At 53.5% G+C, this 24948-nt stretch carries 19 protein-coding genes; 10 read left to right on the top strand and 9 right to left on the bottom strand.

What is annotated here, in order from left to right; all coding sequences use genetic code 11:
• The first annotated feature begins 52 nt into the window (after positions 1–52).
• Positions 53–1807 (top strand): GNAT family N-acyltransferase, encoded by a 1755-nt coding sequence (locus tag CFF01_RS05440; RefSeq protein ID WP_198387153.1) that lies wholly within the window; start codon positions 53–55, stop codon positions 1805–1807.
• Positions 1808–1874: 67 nt separating this feature from the next.
• Here the strand turns inward: CFF01_RS05440 and dapE are convergent, their stop codons facing one another.
• Positions 1875–3065 (bottom strand): succinyl-diaminopimelate desuccinylase, encoded by a 1191-nt coding sequence (dapE, locus tag CFF01_RS05435; protein WP_157704945.1) that lies wholly within the window; start codon positions 3063–3065, stop codon positions 1875–1877.
• Positions 3066–3261: 196 nt separating this feature from the next.
• On the opposite strand from dapE, the gene CFF01_RS05430 reads away from it, so the two are divergent.
• Positions 3262–3690 carry a CBS domain-containing protein gene (locus CFF01_RS05430; RefSeq protein WP_033537433.1) on the top strand — a complete coding sequence of 143 codons (429 nt, stop codon included), beginning with the start codon at positions 3262–3264 and terminating at the stop codon, positions 3688–3690.
• A gap of 173 nt (positions 3691–3863) precedes the next feature.
• On the opposite strand, the gene CFF01_RS05425 is transcribed toward CFF01_RS05430, so the two are convergent.
• Entirely contained in the window at positions 3864–5222 is a 1359-nt protein-coding gene (locus tag CFF01_RS05425; RefSeq protein ID WP_088904118.1) for an NCS2 family permease, read from the bottom strand.
• 508 nt (positions 5223–5730) lie between these two features.
• On the opposite strand from CFF01_RS05425, the gene torE reads away from it, so the two are divergent.
• The 5 genes from torE to CFF01_RS05400 all read left to right on the top strand — a co-directional run bounded on the left by torE (position 5731) and on the right by CFF01_RS05400 (position 11121).
• Positions 5731–5901 (top strand): trimethylamine N-oxide reductase system protein TorE, encoded by a 171-nt coding sequence (gene torE / locus CFF01_RS05420; protein WP_088904117.1) that lies wholly within the window; start codon positions 5731–5733, stop codon positions 5899–5901.
• A 30-nt stretch (positions 5902–5931) separates the two neighbouring features.
• Positions 5932–7110 carry a pentaheme c-type cytochrome TorC gene (gene torC / locus CFF01_RS05415; protein WP_088904116.1) on the top strand — a complete coding sequence of 393 codons (1179 nt, stop codon included), beginning with the start codon at positions 5932–5934 and terminating at the stop codon, positions 7108–7110.
• A 12-nt stretch (positions 7111–7122) separates the two neighbouring features.
• The gene (torA, locus tag CFF01_RS05410; protein ID WP_088904115.1) at positions 7123–9609 is read left to right on the top strand and encodes a trimethylamine-N-oxide reductase TorA; all 2487 of its coding nucleotides are present in this window, start codon (positions 7123–7125) and stop codon (positions 9607–9609) included.
• 31 nt (positions 9610–9640) lie between these two features.
• Complete coding sequence (gene torD, locus CFF01_RS05405; RefSeq protein WP_088904114.1) at positions 9641–10291, top strand: molecular chaperone TorD; 651 nt, start codon at positions 9641–9643, stop codon at positions 10289–10291.
• Between the two features lie 176 nt (positions 10292–10467).
• Positions 10468–11121 carry a class I SAM-dependent methyltransferase gene (locus CFF01_RS05400; RefSeq protein ID WP_033537428.1) on the top strand — a complete coding sequence of 218 codons (654 nt, stop codon included), beginning with the start codon at positions 10468–10470 and terminating at the stop codon, positions 11119–11121.
• Here the strand turns inward: CFF01_RS05400 and CFF01_RS05395 are convergent.
• A complete protein-coding gene (locus CFF01_RS05395; protein ID WP_088904113.1) occupies positions 11118–12335 on the bottom strand; it encodes a DEAD/DEAH box helicase in 1218 nt (405 codons plus the stop codon). The two genes, CFF01_RS05400 and CFF01_RS05395, sit on opposite strands and share 4 nt — an antisense overlap.
• Positions 12336–12426: 91 nt before the next feature.
• Positions 12427–15417 (bottom strand): TMAO reductase system sensor histidine kinase/response regulator TorS, encoded by a 2991-nt coding sequence (torS, locus tag CFF01_RS05390; RefSeq protein ID WP_088904112.1) that lies wholly within the window; start codon positions 15415–15417, stop codon positions 12427–12429.
• Positions 15418–15484: 67 nt separating this feature from the next.
• Between torS and torT the strand changes: the two genes are divergently transcribed.
• The gene (gene torT, locus CFF01_RS05385) at positions 15485–16570 is read left to right on the top strand and encodes a TMAO reductase system periplasmic protein TorT (protein WP_088904111.1); all 1086 of its coding nucleotides are present in this window, start codon (positions 15485–15487) and stop codon (positions 16568–16570) included.
• Here torT and torR read toward each other — a convergent pair.
• The gene (gene torR, locus CFF01_RS05380; RefSeq protein ID WP_088904110.1) at positions 16554–17279 is read right to left on the bottom strand and encodes a two-component system response regulator TorR; all 726 of its coding nucleotides are present in this window, start codon (positions 17277–17279) and stop codon (positions 16554–16556) included. The genes torT and torR overlap by 17 nt on opposite strands.
• 313 nt (positions 17280–17592) lie before the next feature.
• Between torR and CFF01_RS05375 the strand changes: the two genes are divergently transcribed.
• The gene (locus CFF01_RS05375) at positions 17593–17961 is read left to right on the top strand and encodes a PilZ domain-containing protein (protein WP_033537423.1); all 369 of its coding nucleotides are present in this window, start codon (positions 17593–17595) and stop codon (positions 17959–17961) included.
• Between the two features lie 173 nt (positions 17962–18134).
• On the opposite strand, the gene CFF01_RS05370 is transcribed toward CFF01_RS05375, so the two are convergent.
• Entirely contained in the window at positions 18135–18644 is a 510-nt protein-coding gene (locus tag CFF01_RS05370; RefSeq protein WP_088904109.1) for a GNAT family N-acetyltransferase, read from the bottom strand.
• 22 nt (positions 18645–18666) lie between these two features.
• Positions 18667–20040: a DNA repair protein RadA gene (radA, locus tag CFF01_RS05365; RefSeq protein ID WP_033537421.1), complete on the bottom strand. Its 1374-nt coding sequence runs from the start codon at positions 20038–20040 to the stop codon at positions 18667–18669.
• A gap of 365 nt (positions 20041–20405) precedes the next feature.
• On the opposite strand from radA, the gene CFF01_RS05360 reads away from it, so the two are divergent.
• Positions 20406–22796, top strand: a complete 2391-nt coding sequence (locus tag CFF01_RS05360) for a PilZ domain-containing protein (protein WP_088904108.1) — start codon at positions 20406–20408, stop codon at positions 22794–22796.
• Here CFF01_RS05360 and CFF01_RS05355 read toward each other — a convergent pair.
• Both CFF01_RS05355 and serB read right to left on the bottom strand, forming a co-directional pair.
• Positions 22793–23707, bottom strand: coding sequence for an alpha/beta fold hydrolase (locus tag CFF01_RS05355; RefSeq protein WP_088904107.1), 915 nt, complete (start codon positions 23705–23707; stop codon positions 22793–22795). The genes CFF01_RS05360 and CFF01_RS05355 overlap by 4 nt on opposite strands.
• 253 nt (positions 23708–23960) lie before the next feature.
• Positions 23961–24944 carry a phosphoserine phosphatase SerB gene (gene serB, locus CFF01_RS05350; protein ID WP_088904106.1) on the bottom strand — a complete coding sequence of 328 codons (984 nt, stop codon included), beginning with the start codon at positions 24942–24944 and terminating at the stop codon, positions 23961–23963.
• Between the last annotated feature and the right edge of the window lie 4 nt (positions 24945–24948).

Raw genomic sequence — 24948 nt, 5'->3', positions numbered from 1 at the left:
CTGTTTTTCGACAGCCTCCGCGCCAAACACAGTGAGCCATCCCATGCAAAAGATGATTTTTACCGTAGATGATGTCGTTGCCACCAACCTGCCTAAGATCAACCAAATTCCCTGGCTGGCCCCACCCACCAAGGCGCTGCTGCGCTACTTTTTGATGGAAAAGGAGTGTCATGCCATCACCCAGGAGTTTGCCTATCTCGAGGGAGTCGATTTTATCGAGCAGGTACTGGCCAGCTTCAACTTCACCTATAGTGTGCCCAGCACTGAGGTTGAGAATATCCCCAGCGAAGGCCGGGTGGTGATCTATGCCAACCACCCCATTGGCTCGCTCGATGCCCTGGCGATGATCAAACTGATCAGCAAGGTGCGACCGGATATCAAGGTGGTGGCCAACGAGCTGTTGATGACGCTGGAGCCACTACATTCCATCCTATTACCTGTGCGTAACATGACAGGCGGCACCCCCAAACAGCATCTGGATAACATCCACCACCATCTCAAGAGCGAAGGCGCCCTGCTTATCTTTCCTTCCGGCGAGGTCTCGCGTCTGCGCCCCAATGGCGTCAGGGATCTGCACTGGCACAGCGGCTTTTTAAAGATTGCCAAGGCCTGTCAGGCGCCGCTGCTGCCCATGTTTGCCGACGCCAAGAACTCGGCCACCTTCTACGGCGCCTCGATGATCTACAAGCCCTTGGCCAGTCTCTTGCTGGTGAAAGAGATGTTTAAACAGGCTAAACGCACCATGCCGCTACGTATCGGTCAGCTGATCCCCAAGGAGATAGTGGCCAGCAGCGACTTCCCGCTCAAGACCCAAGTAAAGCTGCTCAAGAACCATCTCTATCGCATCGGCAAGAACCGTAGTCCGCTATTTAAGACACAGAATGCTATCGCCCATCCCGAGTCGCGCAGCGATCTGATTGAAGCCCTGTCTCAGTGTGAACTGCTGGGCGAGACCCATGATGAGAAACTCATCTATCTCTATCGCCACAAGCAGAGTAATCCCATCATGCGAGAGATAGGAAGGCTGCGTGAAATCGCCTTTCGCGCCGTGGGTGAAGGCAGCGGCAAGCGGCGAGATACCGACAGATATGACGCCGACTACCTGCACCTGGTACTTTGGGATCGCAAGGTGCTGGAGATCGTCGGCGCCTATCGTTTTGCCAGCGCCAAGAACCTCTACCAAAGCGAGAACCAAGGCCTCTACAGTCAATCCCTGTTTCAGTATCGGGACGAGTTTGCCCCCTACTTCGAACAGGGCTTGGAACTGGGACGCAGCTTTGTGCAGCCCAAATACTGGGGTAAGCGCAGCCTGGACTACCTCTGGTTCGGCATAGGCGCCTTCCTCGCCAAAAATCCCGACTATCGCTACCTGTTTGGCCCTGTCTCTATTAGTAATGCCCTACCCGAACAGGCGAAGGCTATGCTGGTCTATTTCTATCAGGCACATTTTTGCCCGTTACAGGAACTGGCCCATGCCAACAGCCGTTACCGCTTTACCCCTGAGCAGCATGAGCAGCTCGATGCCCTCTTTCCTGGCGAAGACTATCAGACGGAATTTAAGCTGCTCAAGCAGGCGCTGGCCAGCATGGGCGCGGCGGTCCCTGCCCTGTACAAGCAATATGGCGAGCTGTGCGACGGTTTAGGTGTGAGCTTCCTCGATTTTGGTATCGACCCCGAGTTTGGCGACTGTATCGATGGCCTGGTGCTGGTCGACACCCATAAGCTTAAGGCCAAGAAACGTGCCCGCTACATCGACTGCCATCTGCCGGAGCTCAATACTGGCGGTGAAGAGAGCCTGCTCAAGTAGTATTTTTAGCTAAGAGATAGTAAAAAAGACGCCTCATGGGCGTCTTTTTTATGACTAAATATTGAGACTAACCATGATCATCGAAACGCCTCAACAAGGCGCGATAGATCTGATACAGGCGCACTATTTCAGCAATCTCCACCCGCTCATTGACCTGATGTATGGTGTGATTGGGCAGACCCAGCTCAATCACCTGGGTCTGAGGCGATGATAAGAAACGCCCATCCGAGGTACCACCAGAGGTAGAGAGACGCGGAAAGCTGGCAGTTACCTCAAAGATAGCCGACTCCACCTGGGCGATCAGGCTCTGGCCATCATTTTCCTGGGTGTGATAGGGCTGACAGCCACGCTCCCACTGCAAGCAGATAGCATCCTCACCCAGCGCCAGATCATCGAGGCAACGCTGAATGCGCTCAATGATGTCCCCTTGACTATAACGATAGCTATAGCGGATGTTGAAGCAGATCTCGCAGCTTCCAGGGACAATATTGTCGGTAAATTCCCCCGAGTCCACATGGGTGACCTGCAGGCTGGTGCCGGGAAAATCGTCGCTGCCCTCGTCCCAACTGAGGGCCTCAAGCGCCTGCATCACCCGCGCCGCCATATGCAGGGCATTCACCGCCTTCTTAGGATAGGCCACATGTCCCTGTTTGCCCTTCAGACTGAGGCGTGCAGAGATGGCGCCGCGCCGACCTATCTTAATCACATCACCGGCGCGCTTATCGGCGGTGGGCTCAGCGACCACACAGTATTTGGGCAAACGCCCCAGAGCCGCTAGACGCTCCACCAAAGCCAGGGTACCAAACTCGGCCTCCCCCTCTTCGTCACTGGTGACGATAAACTGCCAATTAGCCCTCGGCATTCCATGACAATTGATATGATCTTCTACCGCCGCCAACATGACGGCAAGCCCAGATTTCATGTCCACGGCGCCGCGCCCAATTAACAGATCCCCCGCCAGAGTAGCGGCAAACGGCGGGCTCAGCCAACGGCTCAGATCTCCAGGCGGCACCACATCCGTATGACCTGCCAATGCTAGCAGCGCCGGACGCTCATCCAGTTCGGCCAACAGATTACTCACCCCTTGGTCTTGATAATGGGATACCTTAAAACCCAGTGCCGCCAATTTAGCGCCAAGCCACTGCTGGCAACCGGCATCTTCCGGGGTGATAGAGCGCCGCCGAATCAGTTCGCTGGTGTAACGCACCGCTTTATGTTGATTCAAATTCAGCTGGCTTAATTGGGGAGCCAATGACATAGAATTCATCCTATTCCTCAGGCGTAGCGATAGTCCCAGCCATTAGAAGGCAAGCCCATGACATTTATGTGAAATTTAGATGGTCATTTGTTGAACATTCATTTATCTGTTATAACTTGAACAAGGATGATATTTCACCAAAGTCTCTGAGATATATACAAAACTCAGTAAAACCTAAGCCCATTAGGAGTTGGCGATGACAATACGGGTAGCGGAGATCATGAGCAGCAGGGTCGTCACCATAGAGATGGATGACAGGCTCACTATAGTCAAAGAGATCTTTGACAGCGCCCCCTTTCACCACCTCTTGGTTATTGAGAACGACATCTTGCAGGGCGTCTTGTCGGAGCGTGATTATTTACGCACTCTTAGCCCTCATATCGGCAGCATAGGTGAGACAGAGCGTGACAGCGACACCCTGCAACGCCGCGCCCATCAGGTCATGACTCGCGACCCCATCACCATAGCGCCCGAGGCCGATATCAAGACCGCCAGCCAGCTAATGTTGGCCCATAACATAGGTTGCTTGCCAGTACTGAGCTTTAACAAAATCGTTGGCATCATCACCTGGAAAGATCTGCTGCGCGCCTTCAGCCAGGATGAGGTAAACCCAGAGCGGCCATAGCGCTCGTTTGTCTCAACCAAGGGCTGAATTAGAAGCCTTACTCGAATCCCTTGGTGAAAATCCTCTTAAAAAAGCCTTAATCGAAAGCCTTAAACAACAAACCCAGGTCAAATGACCTGGGTTTATCTTATCGGCGTCGCGGCTAAACCAATAGCCTTGGATTCGATATAGGCTTAAATCGCCCAGCCACCCATATAGAAGACCACCAGACCGATAGTGATGGCTAACACACCAGGCTTCAGTGCGCGCCACTCACCGCTGGCCAGACGGCCGATCACTAAGGTCACAAAGCCCAGCATGATACCAGTCACGATATTGCAACTTAGGATGATAAACACGGCGCAGGTTAGACCGGCCATGGCATCGATCTTGTCATCGAAATTCAGCTTAGTGACGTTACTTAGCATTAATAAGCCCACATACATGAGCGCAGGCGCCGTGGCATAAGCCGGTACCAGGTAGCTCAGTGGCGCCAGGAATACCATTAGCAGGAAGAGTACGCCGACGATAGTTGCCGTCAGGCCCGTCTTACCACCAGCGGCAGTGCCCGCCGCCGACTCGATATACACGGCTGCTGGCGCGCCGCCAACGGCGCCCGCAAAGATGCTGCTCACCGAATCAGAGGTCAGCGCCTTACCGCCGCCAACAATATTGTCTTTCTCATCCAAAAGCTCTGCCTGACCTGCCACAGCGCGGATGGTGCCGGTCGCATCAAAAATCGCCGTCATCACCAACGCCAGCACAATAGGCAGTACCACAGGGTTTAACGCCCCCATGATATCCAGCTGACCGATAAGCGACTTGTCAGACATCAAATCTGGCAGGGCAAAGAAACCTTGATAAGTCACGCTTGAGTCAAACACTAGGCCAAAGAGTGACAAAGCGATGATCACCAATAAGATACCACCTGGAACACCGCGTCGCTCAAGGCCTATGGTAGCTGCAAGGCCAATCACAGTGGCGATGACAGGCAAGCTATGAATGTCGCCAAGCTTTACTGGCAGGCCAGCATCGTTAGCCACGATCAGGTTCACGCTGTTTGTGGCGATAAGTAGCAGGAACAGGCCGATACCGATACCTGTACCATGGGCGATCCCCTTAGGTAGGTTGGTTAGTACCCACTGACGCACACCGGTTACGCTCACCAAGGTGAATACCACCCCCATAAGGAAGATGGCGCCCAGAGTCACGGGAATCGAGATCCCCTGACCCAGCACCATGCTAAAGGCGGTAAAGGCGGTCAGAGAGATGGCGCAGCCAATCGCCATCGGCAGATTAGCCCACAGCCCCATCAAGAGGGAGCCGAAGGAAGCAATCAGACAGGTGGCCACGAAGACGGCGCCGGGGTCGAAACCCGCCGCGCCCAACATGTTAGGCACCACGATCACCGAATAGACCATGGCAAGGAAGGTGGTTAAGCCGGCAATCACCTCTTGGCGCAATGTGCTACCACGGGCGGTAATGGCGAAATAACGGTCAAGCAAGGAGCTTGCAGGTACAGCGGGTGTAGCGAGAGTCTGTTCAGACTTCATAGTAGTTACCTTTTTTGATCTCTTAATTTGGAAGGCTATGGCAAGTTAGAGCCCCAGGACAGATATCCATGGGTGAGAGATCCACTAAGTACTTATTGGTGTACCTTACGTGACCTGCAAATCGGTAACTGAGGAAATACCGACCTTTTCAGGTAAGCAAATACTTACCTATAACACAGCCTTTGTTGGCGGCGCATTCTACAGCAAAGCAGGGCGGATAAACTAGAGCGAGCTAACAATTCGCCAAACTTTTGTTCAACTTTCGTGCTAATGCTTTTTAAGGCTGAGATGGCACCAACTATTGCTGACACTCCCTCACAGGAGATGAACAATATTTCAAGCGATATCAGCACGTTAATTAACTAAAAATTCCAGCCCCCTGCTACAACTCAATTTTATTCATATTTTTTCATAACTTGTCACTCTTGGTTCATCCCCAGCATCACCCCTATTCATATCCCTTCTCTACCATGCAGGCATAGACAAAGATCAACTAAGAGAGTCTGTCATGTCATCACACCCAATAAGCGAAACACCAAAGCAAGATAAGGCCAAAGAGCTCAAAGCCCTTAGTTTCATCATAGTGCTGCTCTTCCCTATGCTGACCGTCACGGGCATTAGCGCCTATGGCTTCATTATCTGGATGATCCAGGCCTTTGGCGGCGTCGTCGCCCATTAACCCATTACCAACTTGAGAAAGGATCTTGCTATGAAGTGGTTTATCACCCTTTGGCGTACCCTCAATAAGCCCGCCAAAACCCTTACCCTAGGTGCCATAAGCCTGTCAGCCTTCCTGATGGGCGTCATCTTCTGGGGCGGCTTTAACACCGCGCTGGAGGCAACCAACACAGAAGCCTTCTGCATCAGCTGCCACAGCATGGAGAGTAAGCCCTACCAGGAGCTGCAAAACACAGTGCATTGGTCGAATCACTCTGGCGTACGTGCCACCTGCCCCGACTGTCACGTTCCCCACAACTGGAGCCGTAAGATAGGACGCAAGATAGAAGCATCACACGACATGTGGGGCTGGCTGCTGCAAACCGTTAACACAGAAGAGAAGTTCGAGGCCAAGCGCCTGGAGATGGCGAGCCGCGAATGGAAACGTTTCGATCGCGATAACTCCCTCGCCTGTAAGAACTGCCATAACTACGACTCGATGAAGTGGGACGAGATGTCCAAGCTGGCCCAGAAGCAGATGAAACGCGCCGCCGAACTGGATCAAAGCTGTATCGATTGTCACAAGGGGATCGCCCACAAGTTGCCAGACATGGGCACCTCACGCGCACCAGAACTTATCGCCCAGGTGGGATCCGGTGAAAGCAGCCTGACACTCGGTGAAAGCTACTTCAGCGCCCTAACCAAGCCACTCTTCTTCAACGAGAAAACCGACGTCGAGGCGGGCACACTCAACATCGCCACTAAGGTAAAGGTACTCGAACTCAAGGGTCAACGGGCCAAGATAGGTATCGATGGCTGGCGTAAAAAAATCGGCGCAGGCCGGGTGATCTACTTTGATTTCGGCATGAATATCCTCTCGGCCCAGCTCTCGAAAGATGCCGCACTTGAGCCTGGCGTGATGGAAGTATTTGAAGAGCAACAAGATCCCCTTACCGGCCTAACTTGGCAGCGGGTCGAGGCGCAGATCTGGGTAGATAGCGATTATCTGGTCAAAGATCTTCAGCCACTGTGGGACTACGCCCGCGAAACCTACTCCAGCAGCTGTAGTGTCTGTCACACCCAGCCCGATGAAGCGCATTTCGACGCCAACACCTGGCCAGGTATGTTTCAGGGAATGATCGCCTTCGTCAACATGGACCAAGACACCCAGGCCTTAGTGCAGAAATACCTGCAAGAACATTCATCGACTTTTGCCACCTCAGCGCACTAACAGGATAGCATCATGAACAGAAGAGATTTTCTAAAAGGCCTCGCGGCCAGCTCCTATGTCACCCTCAGTGGCTCGTCACTGTTGGCTCCGCTCAACGCTCTGGCCAGTGCGGGTACAGATGAAGTCTGGAAAACCACGGGCTCCCATTTCGGCGCCTTTAAGATGACACGTAAAAATGGCGTCATCGACCAGGTGATCCCCTTCGACTTAGATGATCACCCTACAGATATGATCAAAGGCATCAAGGGGCTGGTCTATAACCCCTCACGTGTGCGCTACCCTATGGTGCGCCTCGATTTCCTGCTCAATGGTCATAAGAGCAATACCCTGGAGCGCGGCGACTATCGTTTCGTGCGCGTCACCTGGGACAAGGCCTTATCACTGTTTAAGGACTCATTAGATGAGATCCAGACCAAGTATGGCCCGTCCGGGCTGCATGCGGGTCAGACGGGTTGGCGCGCCACCGGCCAGCTGCACTCCTCCACCAGCCATATGCAACGCGCGGTGGGGATGCACGGTAACTTCGTTAAGAAAGTGGGCGACTACTCTACTGGCGCCGGACAGACAATTCTGCCCTATGTGCTCGGCTCGACCGAGGTCTATGCCCAGGGTACCTCTTGGCCACTGATCCTCGAGCACAGCGACACCATAGTGCTCTGGTCAAACGATCCCTATAAGAATCTGCAGGTGGGCTGGAATGCCGAGACTCACGAGTCCTACCGCTATCTGGCGCAGCTGAAAGAGAAAGTGGCCCAGGGCAAGATTCGGGTGATCAGCATAGATCCTGTGGTGACCAAGACCCAGAAATACCTGGGCTGTGAGCAGCTCTACATCAACCCACAGACAGACGTGGCCCTGATGCTGGGTATCGCCCACGAGATGGTGAGCCAAAACTTGCACGACAAGGCATTCATCGAAGGCTACAGCCTGGGCTTCGACCAGTTCCTTCCCTATCTGCTTGGCGAGAAAGATGGCGTGGCCAAGACCCCAGAGTGGGCCAGCCAGATCACTGGTGTGAGCGTCGAGATCATCAAAGATCTGGCGAAGGTAATGACCAAGGGGCGCACCCAGATCATGATGGGCTGGTGTATTCAGCGCCAGCAACATGGCGAGCAACCTTACTGGATGGCGGCGGTACTGGCCACCATGATAGGCCAAATAGGCCTGCCGGGCGGCGGCATCAGCTATGGCCACCACTACTCCAGCATAGGCGTACCATCATCGGGGGCGGCAGCGCCAGGCGCCTTCCCACGTAACCTGGATGAAGGCCAAAAGCCGCTGTTTGACAGCACAGACTTCAAAGGCGCCAGCAGCACGATTCCTGTGTCACGCTGGATAGATGCCATCTTAGAACCGGGCAAGACCATAGATGCTAACGGCAGCAAGGTCACCTACCCCGACATCAAGATGATGGTGTTCTCGGGCAACAACCCCTGGAACCATCATCAAGACAGAAACAAGATGAAGCGCGCCTTCCATAAGCTGGAGTGTGTGGTCACCATAGATGTGAACTGGACAGCCACCTGCCGCTTCTCCGATATCGTGCTGCCGGCCTGTACCACCTTTGAGCGCAACGATATCGACGTCTACGGCAGCTACGCCAACCGCGGCGTATTGGCGATGCAGAAGATGGTCGAGCCTCTGTATGAGAGTCTGTCAGATTTCGAGATCTTCACCCGCTTTGCCGCGATCATGGGCAAAGAGAAGCAATACACCCGCGGTCTGTCGGAATTCGATTGGCTGAGAAAACTCTATGACGAGTGTAAGGCTGCCAACGCCGGTAAGTTCGAGATGCCAGATTTCGACACTTTCTGGCAGCAGGGCTATGTACACTTCGGTGAAGGAGAACCCTGGACGCGCCACAGCGACTTTAGAGATGATCCCGAAATTAACCCGTTAGGCACGCCATCGGGCCTTATCGAGATCTACAGCCGTAAGATCGCCCAGTTCAACTATGACGACTGCCCAGGTCACCCCACCTGGATGGAGAAGAACGAGCGTAGCCACGGCGGTCCAGGTTCAGACAAGTACCCCATCTGGATGCAATCCTGTCACCCGGATCAGCGTCTACACTCACAGATGTGTGAGTCGCAGGAGTACCGTAAAACCTATACCGTCCAGGGACGCGAGCCCGTCTACCTCAATCCGCTGGACGCCAAGGCCCGCGGCATCAAGGATGGCGATCTGGTGCGGGTGTTCAACGACAGAGGACAGCTACTGGCGGGCGCCCGGGTATCGAACCGCTTCCCTCAGGGGGTGATCCGTATCCATGAAGGCGCCTGGTATGGCCCTGTCGGTAAGGATGGCAGCAAGCAAGGCGGTAATGAGATAGGTGCCCTGTGCAGCTATGGCGACCCCAACACCCTGACTCAAGATATCGGCAGCTCTAAGCTGGCGCAGGCCTGCGCCGCCTATACCTGTCAGGTGGAGTTTGAGAAGTTTACCGGCAAGGCCCCAGAAGTCAGCGCCTTTAGCGGCCCTATCGAGACGTCGCTCTAACCCTGTGGCCAAAGTCAAAGGAGATACACAGATGCACAGCACAAACCGCCATGATACGCCCCAGAACCAAGCTCGGGGCAAGGTATATGCGCTACTGTCAGATCTATTCGCCCGCGAGATAGATAGCCAGAGTCTGCAGCGGCTTACCAGCCCTGAGGCGCAGGCCTTCTTTGACCTCTTGGCTGCCGATCCCCAGCTGGCGCCGTCGATTGGCCAACTCAGGCAGAAATTAAGCAGCTTGAATAGCGAAAGAGAGCTGCTGGAACTGGCTGCAGATTACTGCTCACTCTTTCTGGTGGGCGGCAAACTAAGCGCCAATCCCTATGCCAGCTTGTACCTCAGCCAAGCGGAGCAGGCAAATACCCTGCTGTTTGGTGAGCAACATCAATCGATGCTGGAGACGTTAGCCCAGAGTCAGCTTCAGCTGCACAAGGATTTCCCCGAGCCCGCAGATCATATCGCAGTGATCTTGGCCTATGTGGCCCACCAGGCCTGTCAGCGTGACGATGCCAGCCAGCTGGCCTTTATCGCGCCAAACCTGAATGCCTGGTTAGCCAGCTTTGCCGACCAGGTTGCCAAGGTCGATAAGGGGACCTTTTATGGCGCACTGGCTCAGCTCACCAAACTTTGGGTACAGGCCGATTGTGAGGCGCTTTGCGAGCATTCGTCAAAAAATCAATAAGTATCAATATGATTGAATAACAATCACCACACAGAAGGCGCCGCTCATTGTCGGCGCCTTTTTCTTCTCGATAGCTATTTGCACTAATACCCCTTATAGTAGCCGCTCGACACGTAGCGAATCGATATCGATCTAGGCTTGTTGCGTTTACCGTTAACGCAAGGAGTTTAACCGCCATGAGTGCGCCACGCGTCCGCTATCAGACCCTGGAATACCCCCACACAGACATACATATCCGCAGCCTCAGAGACCGACAGGAATACTCAGATCCCCTTGGGGAAGCCGAGTCATTAGGGATCTCCTCCGCCCAATGGTCACTGTTTGGTGTGCTGTGGGATTCGGGTAAGGCACTGGCGGATCAGATGGTGAGTTTCGATATCGACAACAAGCGTATCTTAGAGGTGGGTTGTGGCATGGCGCTGGCCAGCCTGCTGCTCAACAGCCGTCAAGCCGATATTACCGCCACAGATTACCACCCAGAAGCCGGTAACTTCTTACGGGAAAATGTGCGTCTTAACCAAGGCGAGACTATTCCCTTTCTGCGCACCAGCTGGGACTCCCATAGCGATGGTCTGGGGCAATTTGACCTGATCATAGGTGCAGACTTGCTCTACGAACGAGAGCATATTGAGCTGTTATCGACCTTTATCCATCGCCACGCGGCGCCCGCCTGCGAGGTGATCTTAGTCGACCCGGGCCGTGGTAACCATGCCGCCTTTAGCAAGAAGATGTGCAGCCTAGGCTATAGCCACCATCAGGAAAAAATCGCCCCCACCGCCGAGATGTCCCCCAGCTTTAAGGGCCAGATGCTTTACTACCAACAGGGCTAACGCCTGCCTCCCTGACCACGACGCTTGGCACGGCGTTTCTGCGCCGCCTTACCGTGACGCTTTGGATTGGGATCTGCCTTGGTTAGGTCGGGCTCAAATCCCGGCAACCACTGCTGAGGCAAACGTTTATCCAGCAGAACCTCGACCTCCTCCAGCAATAGTGCATCCTCCTCGCTATAGAGGGTCACCGCGACGCCTTGCTTACCCGCTCGGCCGGTACGGCCAATACGATGCACATAGTCCTGAGCCACATAGGGCAGCTCATAGTTAACCACATAGTCTAAGGCATCGATATCTATGCCTCGAGCCGCGACATCTGTGGCCACCAGCACCTTAATCTCCCCTTGGCGGAAGCCATTTAGCACCTGTTCGCGAACGCCTTGGCCCAGATCGCCATGAAACGCCCGCGCGCTGATCGCCTGCTGCGACAGACGCTCCGCCAGCTTATCGGCCGCCACCTTTTTGCGACTAAACACCAGCACACGCTGCCAATCTCCCTTGTTGATCAGGTGACACAAGAGGGCAAACTTGCGCTCACTATCGACCGCGTACACCCGCTGTTCAACGTCCTTGCTGGCGCTGTTTTCTGGGCTCACCGCAATGCGCTTAGGTTGATTAAGCCACTTGTGACTCAAGCTAAGTACCTCGTCATCCAAGGTAGCAGAAAACAAAAGGGTCTGACGCTCAGTCGGTAGCAGGGCCATCAGCTGGGCTATCTCGTCGGCAAAGCCCATATCCAGCATGCGATCGGCCTCATCGAACACCAGGTGCGCCACTTCATTGAGGTTTACCGCGCCGCGTCGATGCAGGTCTAGCAGCCGGCCCGGGGTAGCGATAATGATCTCTACGCCAGCGCTGAGCTGTTGACACTGGGCCTCGATACTCACGCCGCCATAGATCACTACCGCCGACAAGGAGGTAAACTGCCCCAGTGCTTGAATCGATTGATGAACTTGCAGCGCCAGTTCCCGCGTGGGCACCAACACCAGCGCCTTAGGCGACTGTGCTTGGCTTGGAGTCTGGCTCAAGATGGCCAGCAATGGCAAGGCAAAGGCCGCCGTCTTGCCTGTGCCCGTTTGCGCCGAAGCCAACAGGTCCTCACCGGCCAGGATCAAAGGGATCGCCTGAGCCTGAATCGGCGTGGCTTGCTCAAACGCCAGGGTGCTAAGCGCCTGTTGCAGCGGCGCAGGGAGAGACATTTGTGAAAATAACATAGGTGACGATCTACATGTGTTGGCCATTGGGGCGCAAGTTTAGCAGATTTGCGCGCCGGCACTAGTCCATAAAGGCGCTAAGCCATACCGGTTAGGATTGGCTGAACAGACAGCGCTCAAACTCAGCCAGCGACTCACGCCACAGCCCGGTTAACGACTCGATATCCTCAGGTTGCAGGCTCCGCTTCTCCAGGAGCTGGCAACGCTCGGCCAGTCGCAGCATCGCCATATTGGCGCTACTGCCCTTGAGGCCATGCAACAGTTTTGGCGCCTCGGAAGGCTGCTTAGCCAACTGCTCCATCTGCGCCTGACTCGAACTGCGATACAGAGTCAACATCTGCTCCATCGCCGCCTGCCCAAGACAGCTGAGATCGGCACTAAACTGCTCGCTATCGAGCAAGGGCGCTGCGCTTACTGGCTCTTCGGGGATTGCTGACTCTTCAGGACTTGCCAGCGAGCCAGGCTTGGCGCCTCTGCTATCATCTTGGATATCAGGGGTGCTATCTTCTTGGGCGGCGCGGCCAATCCAGTGCATTAGAGACTGCATATTCAGTGGCTTGGCTAAAATCTCATCAAACCCCACCTGGCGATAGCACTCAATATCTTGCGGCTGAAGCTGAGCGGTAAAGGCGGCAAAGCGCACCGCGGGATCGACTATCTCCCGCAGACGACTGAGCAGCGTTATGCCCGAACCGTCGGCGAGCTGTATATCCAACATGACGGCATCGAAACGCCCTGCCTGGCAGATGTTCAAGGCCTCGGCGCAGCTCTGGGCCAATACCGCCTCATGGCCAAGATGTGCTAAAAAGCCCTGAGCCACCATGGCGTTAACCTGGTTATCCTCCACCACCAGTACCCGCTTAGGCGATACCGTGGGCACGATATCGGTTGCGCTCAGCTTGGGCGCCTCACAGATCACCAAGGGTAAACTAAAGCCAAAGGTACTGCCCTTGTTCACCTTGGTCTCGACCCAGATCCCCTCGGCATCAGCCCCCATCAGACAGACCAACTCCTTGCTAATGGCAAGCCCCAAACCTGTGCCCCGGCTGCGTCCTTGATTAGGCTGGGCGCTATAGGCGGTAAACAGCCGCGCCTTGGCATCTTCGGGGATCCCAAGGCCTGTGTCGCTCACAGAGAATATGAGTCGATCGCCTGCTTGACGCACCTTGAGGCAGATCTCCCCTGCGGGAGTAAATTTAATGGCATTGCCCAGCAGGTTAAACAGCACCTGACGCAATTTGGGGCCATCGAGGCTGATCCACTCGGGTAAGGGATCACGTTGCAAGCGTAGCGAAAGACCTGCGTTGCCGGCTCCGGCAAGCATGATGGCCACCACCTCGTCGAGCAACTCATTGATGGCGACGGGACGCGGCTCATTACTGAGTTTGCCCTGCTCCAAGCGGGAAAAGTCTAAGATATCATTCAGCACAGTCTGCAACAGGGCACCACTATATTGAGATAGTGCCAACATCTGTTTCTGCGCCGTGGGCAGCTTTGATTCGGCCAAGAGAGTTAAGGTGCCGAGCAGGCCATTGAGGGGCGTGCGGATCTCATGGCTCATGGTCGCCAAGAAGAGTGACTTGGCCTGATCGGCCGCCTCAGCCATCTGCCTCGCCTGGGCATGGCCTTTCACCTCGGCATCCAGGCGTCGGTTCGCCTGAGCCAGGGCCTGGGTACGCTCCTCGACCGTGGTTTCCAGTGATGCCTTATGGGCCGACAACTCTGAGGCTGTCTCCTGCAGCGCAGATTGCAGACGTTGATTGTGATCTGTCTTCTGCTTGAAGGCATCTATGGCCGAGGCCATGGCCGTTAGCTCATCATCGCCGTGGGGATCAAGTTCTACCTGGGTATCGCCACGGCTCAGCCGGGACAAAGCGTCGGTCGCCTCATGAAGTCGCAGCGCGATCCCTTTGTAGATCACCCGGTAGACCACCATTAAGATCAATACCAGCATCAGCAACCCCGTGCCCCACAGCCCAGCCTTCGCCCAGAAGAGTTGCCGTAAGAACTCTCCACGCGCCTGTTCAGCCTGAGCCTGCTGCGCCGTCATAGAAGCATCAACCATGGTATTGAGGCGCCCAAGTTTATCGGTAAGACGTTGCAACTGTTGGGTCTGGGTGTTGAGCACCTGGGTATAGCGCTGCTGAAGTCTGAGTTTATCGCCAACACCGCGCAAAACCTTTAACTCATGCTCAAGCTCGGTCGCCCGCACCGGATCGCGTACCACTCCTTTTAGCAGCTCAAGTGGCATCAGATTTGGAAGATTAAGGCCGTCAGCCTGGTCGCTTAATGCACCAGCTTGCCCGGCGGGCATCTGCACTCGGTATTCGCTGGCAGGCAGCTGGGTCAGCACCCGAGACATGCTACTCAACACCTTATTGAGACCAAGGTGCTGCTCAGGAGTTTGCAATAGCTGGCCCACCAGCGCCAGATGATGAATAAGCGCCAGTGCACGATTGAGACGCGCCTGAATCTCGAGATCTTTTTCTATGATGGTATCAAGCAGATAACCGCTTTGACGCTCACCGGCCACCTGTGGATAGGCAAGACTCAACTTAGCCAAGACAGCCGAATCCACCACAGCCAGCTCGGCTTCAAGCAGCTCTATCGAGCGACTGGCGGCGTCAGCCAGGGCAAGGCCATCTTGATTTAACTGTTTCGCCAAGGTCAGACGCTCGCCCACCTGCCGTCCCAGCACACTAAGATCATGAATGATCTCACCAGCGGCCAGCTCCAGATGGCCATCACCTTTCAGATCCAGCGTCTTGAGTCTGGCAATGGCACCAAGCAGATGACTACTCTCTATGGACAGCTTGCGGCCAACAAAGGCGCGCTGCGCCTCCTCTTCGACCCGCTCCAGCCCCTGGGCGTTATCCAGCAAGGCATTGGCCGATTGCATCAGCTGACGGGCCGCTTCAGAGGCAGGCAAGGCCTCCTCATACAGGTATTTGTCGGCGACCTTGACCCAATAGAGGGAGACACTGCCCAGGGTCACCAGCAGCAGTAGCAGCACGGCCAACAGGCCAAATGCCAGCATCAGACGGCCGACTAAACTTTTCCCCGACAGTGATAAAGCGCCCACATGGCTCCCGTTTAACTGTTACAATGAATCAATAACATGCGTCTGGTTACATTATACTGAGTGCCCCGTGGTGAAGCATAATAAATATCGATTTTTCCTGCCCTTGCTGACATTTTTTGCCTGCCTGAGCATGCAGGCTCAGGCACTTGCTGACACCACCTGGCCCCTTGAGCAGCGCCGCCCCTACAACGCTAAAATACAAGAGGTCAATAAACTGGCCTATCAGCCACTAACTAAGGCACAAACCCCTTGGCGAATTTGCGTCTTGGTTCCTCATCTCAAAGATGCCTACTGGATCGGTATAGACTATGGCCTGGTTAGCCGAGCTAAGCAGTTAGGTATTGCCCTTGAGTTGTTTGAAGCCGGTAGCTACTACGGTAAGACCAAGCAGCTAGAGCAACTCAATTACTGCATGACAAACGATTTCGACGCCATCTTACTTGGCACGGTCGATCCGCTGCTAATGAATCATTATCAGGGGCAGATCAGTAAACCCATCATCGCCCTGGTCAACCGGCTAGACAGTCCCTTGGTAACCACACGAATCGGCGTCAACTGGTATCAGATGGGCTGGCACGCCGGCGATTACATCCGCCGCACCGCTGGAAATAAAGCTGCACGTCTGGCGCTCTTGACCGGCCCGGAAAAACTGGGGGGGAGTGCCTGGGTTGAGCAAGGCATCATGGCCGCCCTGCAAGGCACTCAAGTGACTATCTCCTCTAACCGCCATGCCGATAACAACCGCGACCTTTACCGGGATCAGCTATACCATCTACTCGGGGATCATCAACCTGACTATATCCTCGGCAGCGCTGTGGCCATAGAGGCCGCCATCGGCGCTCTGGCACAGCAAGCCACGCCCGCAAATATTGCACTGGTCAGCAGTTACCTTTCTCCGGCGACCCTCAGAGGGCTCTATCGACATAAGGTCGCGTTTAGCAGTGACGATCAGGTGATATTACAAGGCAGGCTTGCCATAGAGATTACGGTGCGGGAACTCGAAGGCGAAGGGCCCTTTGGCGATATCGGCCCCAAGATAAAGACACTGACCCCAGATAATATCGAGATCAAAAAACTGACAGGCAGCCTAGCCCCGGCAGATTTCTACCCCATCTACCGGGTCGACGCACCCAGCGCTAGTCGTCAACCTTAGCGGCAAACAGATACCCTTCGCCATGCACAGTCACAAAGAGTTCAGCATCTAGCTTATTACGCAGGCGGCGAATAATCACATCTATGGTTCTGTCGTTGACATCCTGATTGCGATGACTGGTCAGCTGCATCAAACGCTCGCGACTCAGCACCTGCTGCGGATGCAGCACAAAGGCACTGAGCAGTTCAAATTCGGCCTTGGTTAACTTAATCACCTCCTCCCCTTTGGAGAGCTTGCGACTGTTAAGCGCCAGGCAATAGTCTTCAAATTCGATAAGGTCATCACAGCGCTCAAGCTCAGCAATCGCCTGTTGCTGCGCCTTTTTCACCAGAGAGATGCGCCAGAGCAGATTCTTTACCCGAACCAATAGTTCACGCAGCTCAAACGGCTTGGTCACATAATCGTCCGCCCCCATCTCTAAGCCGATGATCTTATCGATCGCCTCATCGCGCCCGGTAACCAGAATGATCCCCACGTCGGAGCGGCTGCGCAGCTCACGGGTAAGGCTTAAGCCATCAACACCTGGCAGATTGATGTCCAGCATCACGAGATCGATATGTTGCTGACTAAACTGCTGCCACATCTCTTCACCGTCGGCGGCTTCGAGTACACGGTAACCCTCTTTCTCGAAATAGCCTTTTAGGCGAGCACGGATCACCGCCTCATCATCGACCACAAGCACACAAGGTTGTAACGAAGTTAGGGCCATGACCCCGCTCCCAGACACGTTAAATAAAGGTTAAGGCTATTATTCACAATTTTTCATAATTGCATATAAGCTTTATCTCAATTATGAGATCTGACGCGGCTTTTACCCATCACAGACTCAGGCATTGGGATCAAGACCTAGCGATTAAAACAGGGGGATTAACGCGTCAGATCATCACGAGGAAGTTTGAGTCGAAAAATGTAGCTTCAAGTGCCTAAAGCTAAATATAAATCAAGATTTTTACACTCGGCCCATGTTAGCTTATGCTTAGCTTAATAAAGCAAGGCTCACACACTGAAGCAAGGGACAGATTATGGATGAAAGGCGGCAATTTTCGCGCATCTTCTTCGATGTCAATGCGACGCTTACCCAAGAAGATAAAGTATGGTCGACCAAGCTTCATGACCTTAGCCTAAATGGTGCCTTGGTCGAACAGCCCCAAGACTTCGCGCCAAGCCCTGGCCCGCTGCAACTCAGCTTCACCTTGGACGGCTCGGATGTAGAAGTGACCATGGAAACCCAACTTATCCATCAACAAGGCGGTCAGTTGGGGCTCGAATGTTCACATATCGATATCGACAGCATCAGCCACTTAAGGCGCATGTTAGAGCTCAATATTGGCGACGCCTCATTGCTCGACCGCGAACTCAAGATGTTTATCGAAGTACATGATCAAGGGTAGATGCATTACTTAGGGCATTAAGCTCAATACAAATAATAGGGGACATAGCGTCCCCTTGTTGATCTCTGTGAAAAACCAAACCTCTGCCGACGAAAGGGGCATTGCCAAACAAGCGAAATTACCCAATCGCAAAGTCGCGGCATTTAACGAGTGACAGGCAATGTTAATTACGACTATTCACCTTTCACCTGAAAGGCAGCGTGATAGCTCACCTCACCCACAGGCTGCTCACCGGCAAGCTTAAGGGCAAGAAAATACGCCTCAGGTACACCCGGCAACACGAGCCCTGTCGTAGGTGCAAAGCCAAAACGCTGATAAAACTTGGGCTCACCCAATAAGACGCAGCCGTTGGCCTTTGCTTTTTTTAACGCTTCAATACCCGCTTGCATCAACTGACTGCCAATCCCTTTTCCCTGCATCTCGGGCAGCACTGAGATGGGGCCGAGTCCATACCAGTGTGGGCTGTTATCCGATATGGTTACCAATGAGAGTGCTAAGTGACCGACCAAGCGCCCCTCGCATTCGGCCACCAAGGATATCGCCAGCGCGCCAGCCTCTCGCAGGGCATTCACGATATACTGCTCGGTATGGTCTGTGTGAGGCGCATCGAGAAAGGCCGCCTCAGTCAGCGCATAAATTGCGGCAATATCAGCCGGTACTTCGTTTCGTATTCTTATCTGCATCTTTACCTTGAACACCTAAGCACTAACTAATCAGCTCTAGCAGCTCGTGGATTGTCTTAATAGGATTAATCTTGGCGCCTAGCCCTTCCATCGATTTATGATAGTTACGATAGGGAATAAAGATCTCGGTAAAGCCATGCTGCACCGCCTCTTTGACTCTGGGCACGCCGCTGTCGATAGGGCGGACATCGCCATTGAGGCTCAGCTCACCCATGATGCAGGTGGTTCTGGGCACCACAAACTCGTTCAAGCTGCTCAGCAGGGCTGTCACCAAGGCCAGGTCGATGCAGGTCTCCGACTCATCAATCTTGAGCCCGCCGACCAAGTTAAAATAGGTATCGTGATAGATCTTGGTGCGGGTATGCTTGCGCAATATGCCGGTAAGCATCTTGATCCGATTCATATTGAGACCCACACACACCCGCTGGGGAAACTCCCCTTCCACCTCAGTAGTCAGGCACTGGATCTCCAGCAGTAAATTTCGATTGCCCTTACGAATACAAGTGATCGCCGCGCCGGGTGATTCTGTGGTGGAACCAGATAAGAAGATCTCGCTGGGATTATCGACACTTATCATGCCCCGCTCTGTCATCCTGAAGATCCCCACGGTATCCACGTCGCCAAAACGGTTCTTGTTCGCCCTCAGGGTACGCACCTGACCATCGTTACACTCAAGATGGGTTAGGCAGTCGACGATATGAATAAGGGTCTGCGGGCCGGCGGTTTCATTGTTCTTGTTAACGTGGGCCACCAGGAACATGGTGACATTGTTTTGCTTACAGTATTGGGTGAGCGCCTGGGCACTGCCTTTGACCTGAGACGGCGATCCTGGGCTGCCGTTGGCCAAGTCGGTCACTACGGCCTGAATCGAGTCGATCACCGCAAACTTAACCTGTTTGGCTTCCAGCTCGGCAATGATGGCTTCCACATTGGTCTCAGCCATCAAGTAAAGATTATCTTCGTTACATTGCAACTTGAGGCGGTTAACCCGGTTCTTAAACTGCGATAAAGACTCTTCAGCGGTACAGTAAAGCGATGGCATGAGCTGCGACATACGTGACACCAGATCCGACAAGATGGTGGTCTTACCGGCGCCAGGATCGCCAGAGATAATATTAACCGAACCTGTAGTGAGGCCGCCGCACAACACACGATCCAGTTCGCCGATGCCGGTGAGCAGTTTCTTGGCCTCAAACTCCTCCACTTCACTGAGTTTCTTAGAGCCACCGCCTACCGCTCCCGCGTAACCGGCAACGGAACTGCTATTGGACTTGGCCGGTGCCAGGCGCACTTCGGTGATGGTGTTCCATTCGCCGCAGGCATTACATTGCCCCTGCCAACGGGGAAAGTCCTGACCACATTCACTGCACACGTATGCTGTTTTGTTCTTCGCCATATTGTTATCTGATCGCCATCTTTACATTCCATTTGGGGGCCGAGAACCACTTGCTCTTATGATGCACTAAGGGCTCTGTTATCGACGCCGCGTCTTGGCCGCATTCTACATGAGTATCTAATCAGGCTGTAGTCTCCCTTTACAACAGACACGGCGAAGGGCTGATCAGGCGACAGCGGATAAAATTTCCTCCCACAGCGGCGTTAAAATACCTTACACTGCTACAAAGACTATCATTAAGCCGCGTTGGCCGAAAAAGTCGGCAAATTGTGTTTAATAAACATAGGGCTATCAAGTTTTTACTTAGCCTGCCGACACAGGTAGATAAGCCGCACCATCAATTACGAGTCGAAAAGATATTATCCATGAGTTTAGAGCAGCATAAGGCCTTAATCGAACAACTAAAGCCTCTGTTAATGGAAACCAATTTCCAGGAGTTGTTTGAGCACCTGACCTCGGGAGAATCAAACTCGACCCGCTTCTTACTCAAGATGGAACTCAACCGACTCGCCTCGCCTTGCACCCGGGTTATCGATCTCAGAGACAAATCTGAGTTAGCCTGCGAACCCTTTAACAGTGGTGCCCAGACCCATTTTCTCGACGCCCCGGCCAAAGAAAACTTTGTGCAAGTGCTCGCCCTGTATCAGGGACAATATACATTAGGGGTTTACGAGCAGGTGATGGAGGCGCACAAGCAGCGCCGTCAACGTGCGCGCGAGGGCGAGCCCAATGCCGATAAGGCCCTCACCCCCTTTGTGGCCAGAGGTGCCATCTTAGGCAGCTACTTCAATCGTAGTGAAGAGCGGATGAACTATGCGATTCGTATCGGTGTGTTACAACCTGGACGCGCCGAGGTCAAAGGGATCACGGTCGACCTCTCGGTCGGCGGCGCCCGCATTCGTTTGCCAGTTAATCACGACTTCAATACCGACCAGCCTCTGATCGTCAAATTGCTCGAACTGAGCGCCGAATATTATTTCGACGATCTGCAAAAAGGGGTCGAATATCAGGTGGTCGATATTGAGAGCAATCATGAATACAGCTGGATGCGCCTTAAGCGCATCGGCGGCAGCGACGCCCTGTCAGACATGCTGGGCAACCTGATCCAAGGATATAAATTCCGCTATAAGGTCGACATTAATGACATCCTGGTGGCCGCTACCGGCCTGGGATTTGAGCGTCACTACCTGCCCCATCTGCCACACCTTCCACTGTATGTGGAACAGCTGGACGGGAAATATAAGATCACCCATAAGCTACTAAGCCGTGACAACCAGAAACTACAACAGTATTTTGTCGATGAGAAATCGGTCAGCCAGCTAGGAGCCATGTTGACTCATGAGCGTTTACAAGCCCTGTTTAATGCGCCTCTGGACCCTGACCACAACCTGTTTTTCTGCTTTACCTTTCAGGCTCAAGGCGCCATCTTCTTCTACTCCGCTAGCCTGGCAGAACTTAAACAGAGCGAGTTGTTGGGACTCTTTCTGTCTTTTGGCACCACTAAAGCCAGCTGGCGTATCTTTAAGATCGTCAGCCACGAGATAGACCACCACACCTCCTACAAATCCAGCATACTGCCGGGAGACTCCAGCTACTATTCCTCCTTGACAGAGGCGCAGCTCAAACGCTTTACCCATGTGCTGCAACTGATAGATCTGACCAATGAAGAGGTGCTGGCCCATTATGAGCAGTGGGATGCTAAAGGTCATCAAGCCAACGAGCTAAAACGCTTTGGGCAGCAGAAACTGCAAGAGGACCAGATTAAGCTGTTGTCGTTGCAATTTACTGAGCGGCGCAACGAGGCGCGTTTCTCCTTTAAGACGCTGGTCACCGTCACTCAGGATAAACAGACTCATCATGGATTTACCTTAGATATTTCAGGTAAAGGCTTGCAGGTCACTCTGGATGAACCAGCCAACTTTGATACCACTGCGCCCGTGATGATCGCCTTTCCCAAGTTACAACACCTGGCAGGTAAAACTCGCTTGGCGCAGCTGCCCTATCGCCTTATCCGCACCCGTAAAAACGGCGTGACCATACATCTCGCTGCCATGGTCGGCCACACCCCGCACGTGGGAGTCGCCTTTCTGAACCGATTGATCCAGGCCAATCACGATAAGCTGAGAAAGCTCACCGAAGCCAACAGCGATACGAAGGAACTCTCCGATGGCCTGAAAAATCTGCTGATGCGAGAGCTGGCCTCAGTGCCTTACTTTATCGAGAAAACCAGCAAATCGGCGAAATTGAGTATCTTAGGTGTTAGCAAGCACTCCAATGCGATCGCAGACCTCTTTGCCGCCACCACCCAGGAAGCGCTGCGATATGATCTCAGCGCCCTGCTGGATAAAGGGCACCTAAAAGATGACTTTATTAATCCCATTCGGCAAATGAAGCCCCAGCATGGACTGGAGTTTTTTGAAACCTATGTCCAGATCTCTCGCCAATCTCAAGGGCGTATCAAGATAAAATGTCTACAGGCAAGAGAGATAGGCGACAAGCAGGCTCAAATTCACTTTATCCGTCAGAGCCAAAACCTTGGACGCTTCATGGCCCTGCGCATCTATCGCGGCGCAGCCGGTAAGCCGGATATTCACTATATCAAGCGCGAGCTGGAATATATCGGTGTGCATGCGCAGCACAAGGCCAAAAAACTGGAACAGTTAATGTGGCAAATCATAGGGGTTGGCGAACTGCTGGATATCACAGATGAGGTGTTACTGCGCTACCCAGAGCTGCAAGCGGCATCACCGACCTAAAACGAGTGATACCAAGCCAGCACCAGAGGAAAGTGATCTTTAATGGCGTCTTTATGAGTAAGCATCTCGGCGTGACCATAGTCATGTAGGTTGCCATTAGCCTTAGATAGCAAGGTATAACGAACCTCCTTAAAGTGACACTCTTTGATCATCCGCTGCACATCGGCCGGATTCCCCAGCACCTCATCGCCGAGTCCAGCAATAAACCAGGCCTTTGGCCAGCCCCTCTCTGCCGCGAGGGTCTTAGCTGCCTTGGCATAATCAAAGCCATCGTCATGATCGATCCACTCGCCCCTGACCCAGTCGATACTTTGCAGCAAGGAGCTCTTAGTCTCATTATCCATCCCCATACGCCAACGGTCGGCGGCCAGATAACCATGACCTGCGGCAATTGCCGGTGCCAATCGATTCCAGGCTAAATCCACCATCAACCATTTTTTAAAGGAGCGCACCTTGATGGCTCGTTTGGTACCAAAGGTCAATAAGGAAGCAACACTGTTCTGGAACAAATCAAAGCGGGCGATGGCGCTGGCCATCAAGACCCCTCCCCATGAGTGGCCGCACCAATGTACCTTGTGGGTCTCTGGGTGCTGAGACAAGATATAATGTTGCACTAAGGGAAGCTGCTCGCGGATCACTTCGCCCTGTCCATGGCTGGCACCGGCGCTTAATTTGGGCGTGCTCAACCCTCGCCCAAGGGTATCGAGGACATACACCACAAAGCCTGCCTCGGCTAAATAACAGCCCAGGCCTTTGCCCTTTTCGCTATAAAAGACCCTGCCGTTGGACATGGCACCATGGAGCATCAGAATAGGAGCCTGGGTCATATCGGCGTCGGGACGCTTAAGCAGGCGCAAATGCAACCGCCCTTGTCGATAGGGAATAAAGCGGGATTCTTGGATGAGACTCAAAATAAAACTGCCGTTAGGATTTTTAACTTAACTTACTGAGTTAAAAGGGATAAAACAAGAAAGAAAAGCGCCCTTAAGACAATAAAAACAAGCGTTAAAAAATAAAGGTATTCAGATCAATGATAAATCGCAGGTTTTAAACACAGCCCCCCAGATACCTTAAGCTCGTAACCCCTAATCCCCGGGAGTAGGTAGACTTGGTCATAGCCCAGGCAATATCTGCCCGGGCCGCTTAAAGAGTCCAATAGGTAAGCTAGTTCAACTTGAGTAACATATAGGGCAGCACGCGCAGATCCAGCTGAGCTATTTTGCCATCAGCAGCCGCCGCAAGCTTAGGCTTGGCGTGGTAAGCAATACCAAAATCGGCCGCCTGCACCATGGGAATATCGTTGGCACCGTCACCGATGGCCAACCTTTGACCCTGAGGTATCTGCCAGGTCTCGGCGCTACGCAGCACAGTGTCAGCCTTAAACTGCGCATCCACCACAGTGCCAATCACTTCTCCTTTGAGCTTGCCATCGACAATCACCAGCTCGTTGGCATAGGCGGCATCTAAATTTAACAGCTGTTTGAGATGACCGACAAAGGGAGTAAAACCACCCGAGGCCAACACCAGACGCCAACCATGGGCCTGTAATTCAGCCACCATGGCCTTCAGCCCAGGCATCAAAGGTAAGTTACCGCACAGGGTATCTATGATGCAGGCATCGGCGCCAGCCAGCTTAGCCACACGCTCGCGTAAACTCTGCTCGAAATCCAGCTCTCCCTGCATGGCACGCTCCGTGACCTCGGCAACCGCCTCACCCACTCCAGCCATGGCGGCTAGCTCATCGATGCACTCTATCTGAATCGCCGTCGAGTCCATATCCATTACCAAGAGCCCCGGCAGGTCTAATCTAGGTGACTGTTCACTCATCAGAAACAGCTCAACATTATCCAGTGTCGCAAGGGTTTCGGCGAGAAGCTGCCCCGGCTCTTTGTCGAGGCAAAGTTCGATGCAGTAAAGATCATTTTGACGCGAGATGACGGCAATACTTAACGCCTTGGTCGTTGCAGCGATTCGCTCGGCAATCAGAGCTTCTGTTATCAGCTCTTGATATACCAAGCGCAGACGCAAGCCAGCCTGAGGAGCCTTGGCTTCCTGGTGGCGCAATAGATGACAGTCCCCTAAGGTAAAGCTTGGGGTGAGCTCATCGTATATCCATGAAAACAGTGCGTTTTGTCGCTGATTTGCCATTAGT

This window comes from Shewanella marisflavi (assembly GCF_002215585.1).
GTDB lineage: Bacteria > Pseudomonadota > Gammaproteobacteria > Enterobacterales > Shewanellaceae > Shewanella > Shewanella marisflavi.
Note: the sequence above shows the minus strand (reverse complement) of the source record. Positions and strands in the feature narration are given on the sequence as shown.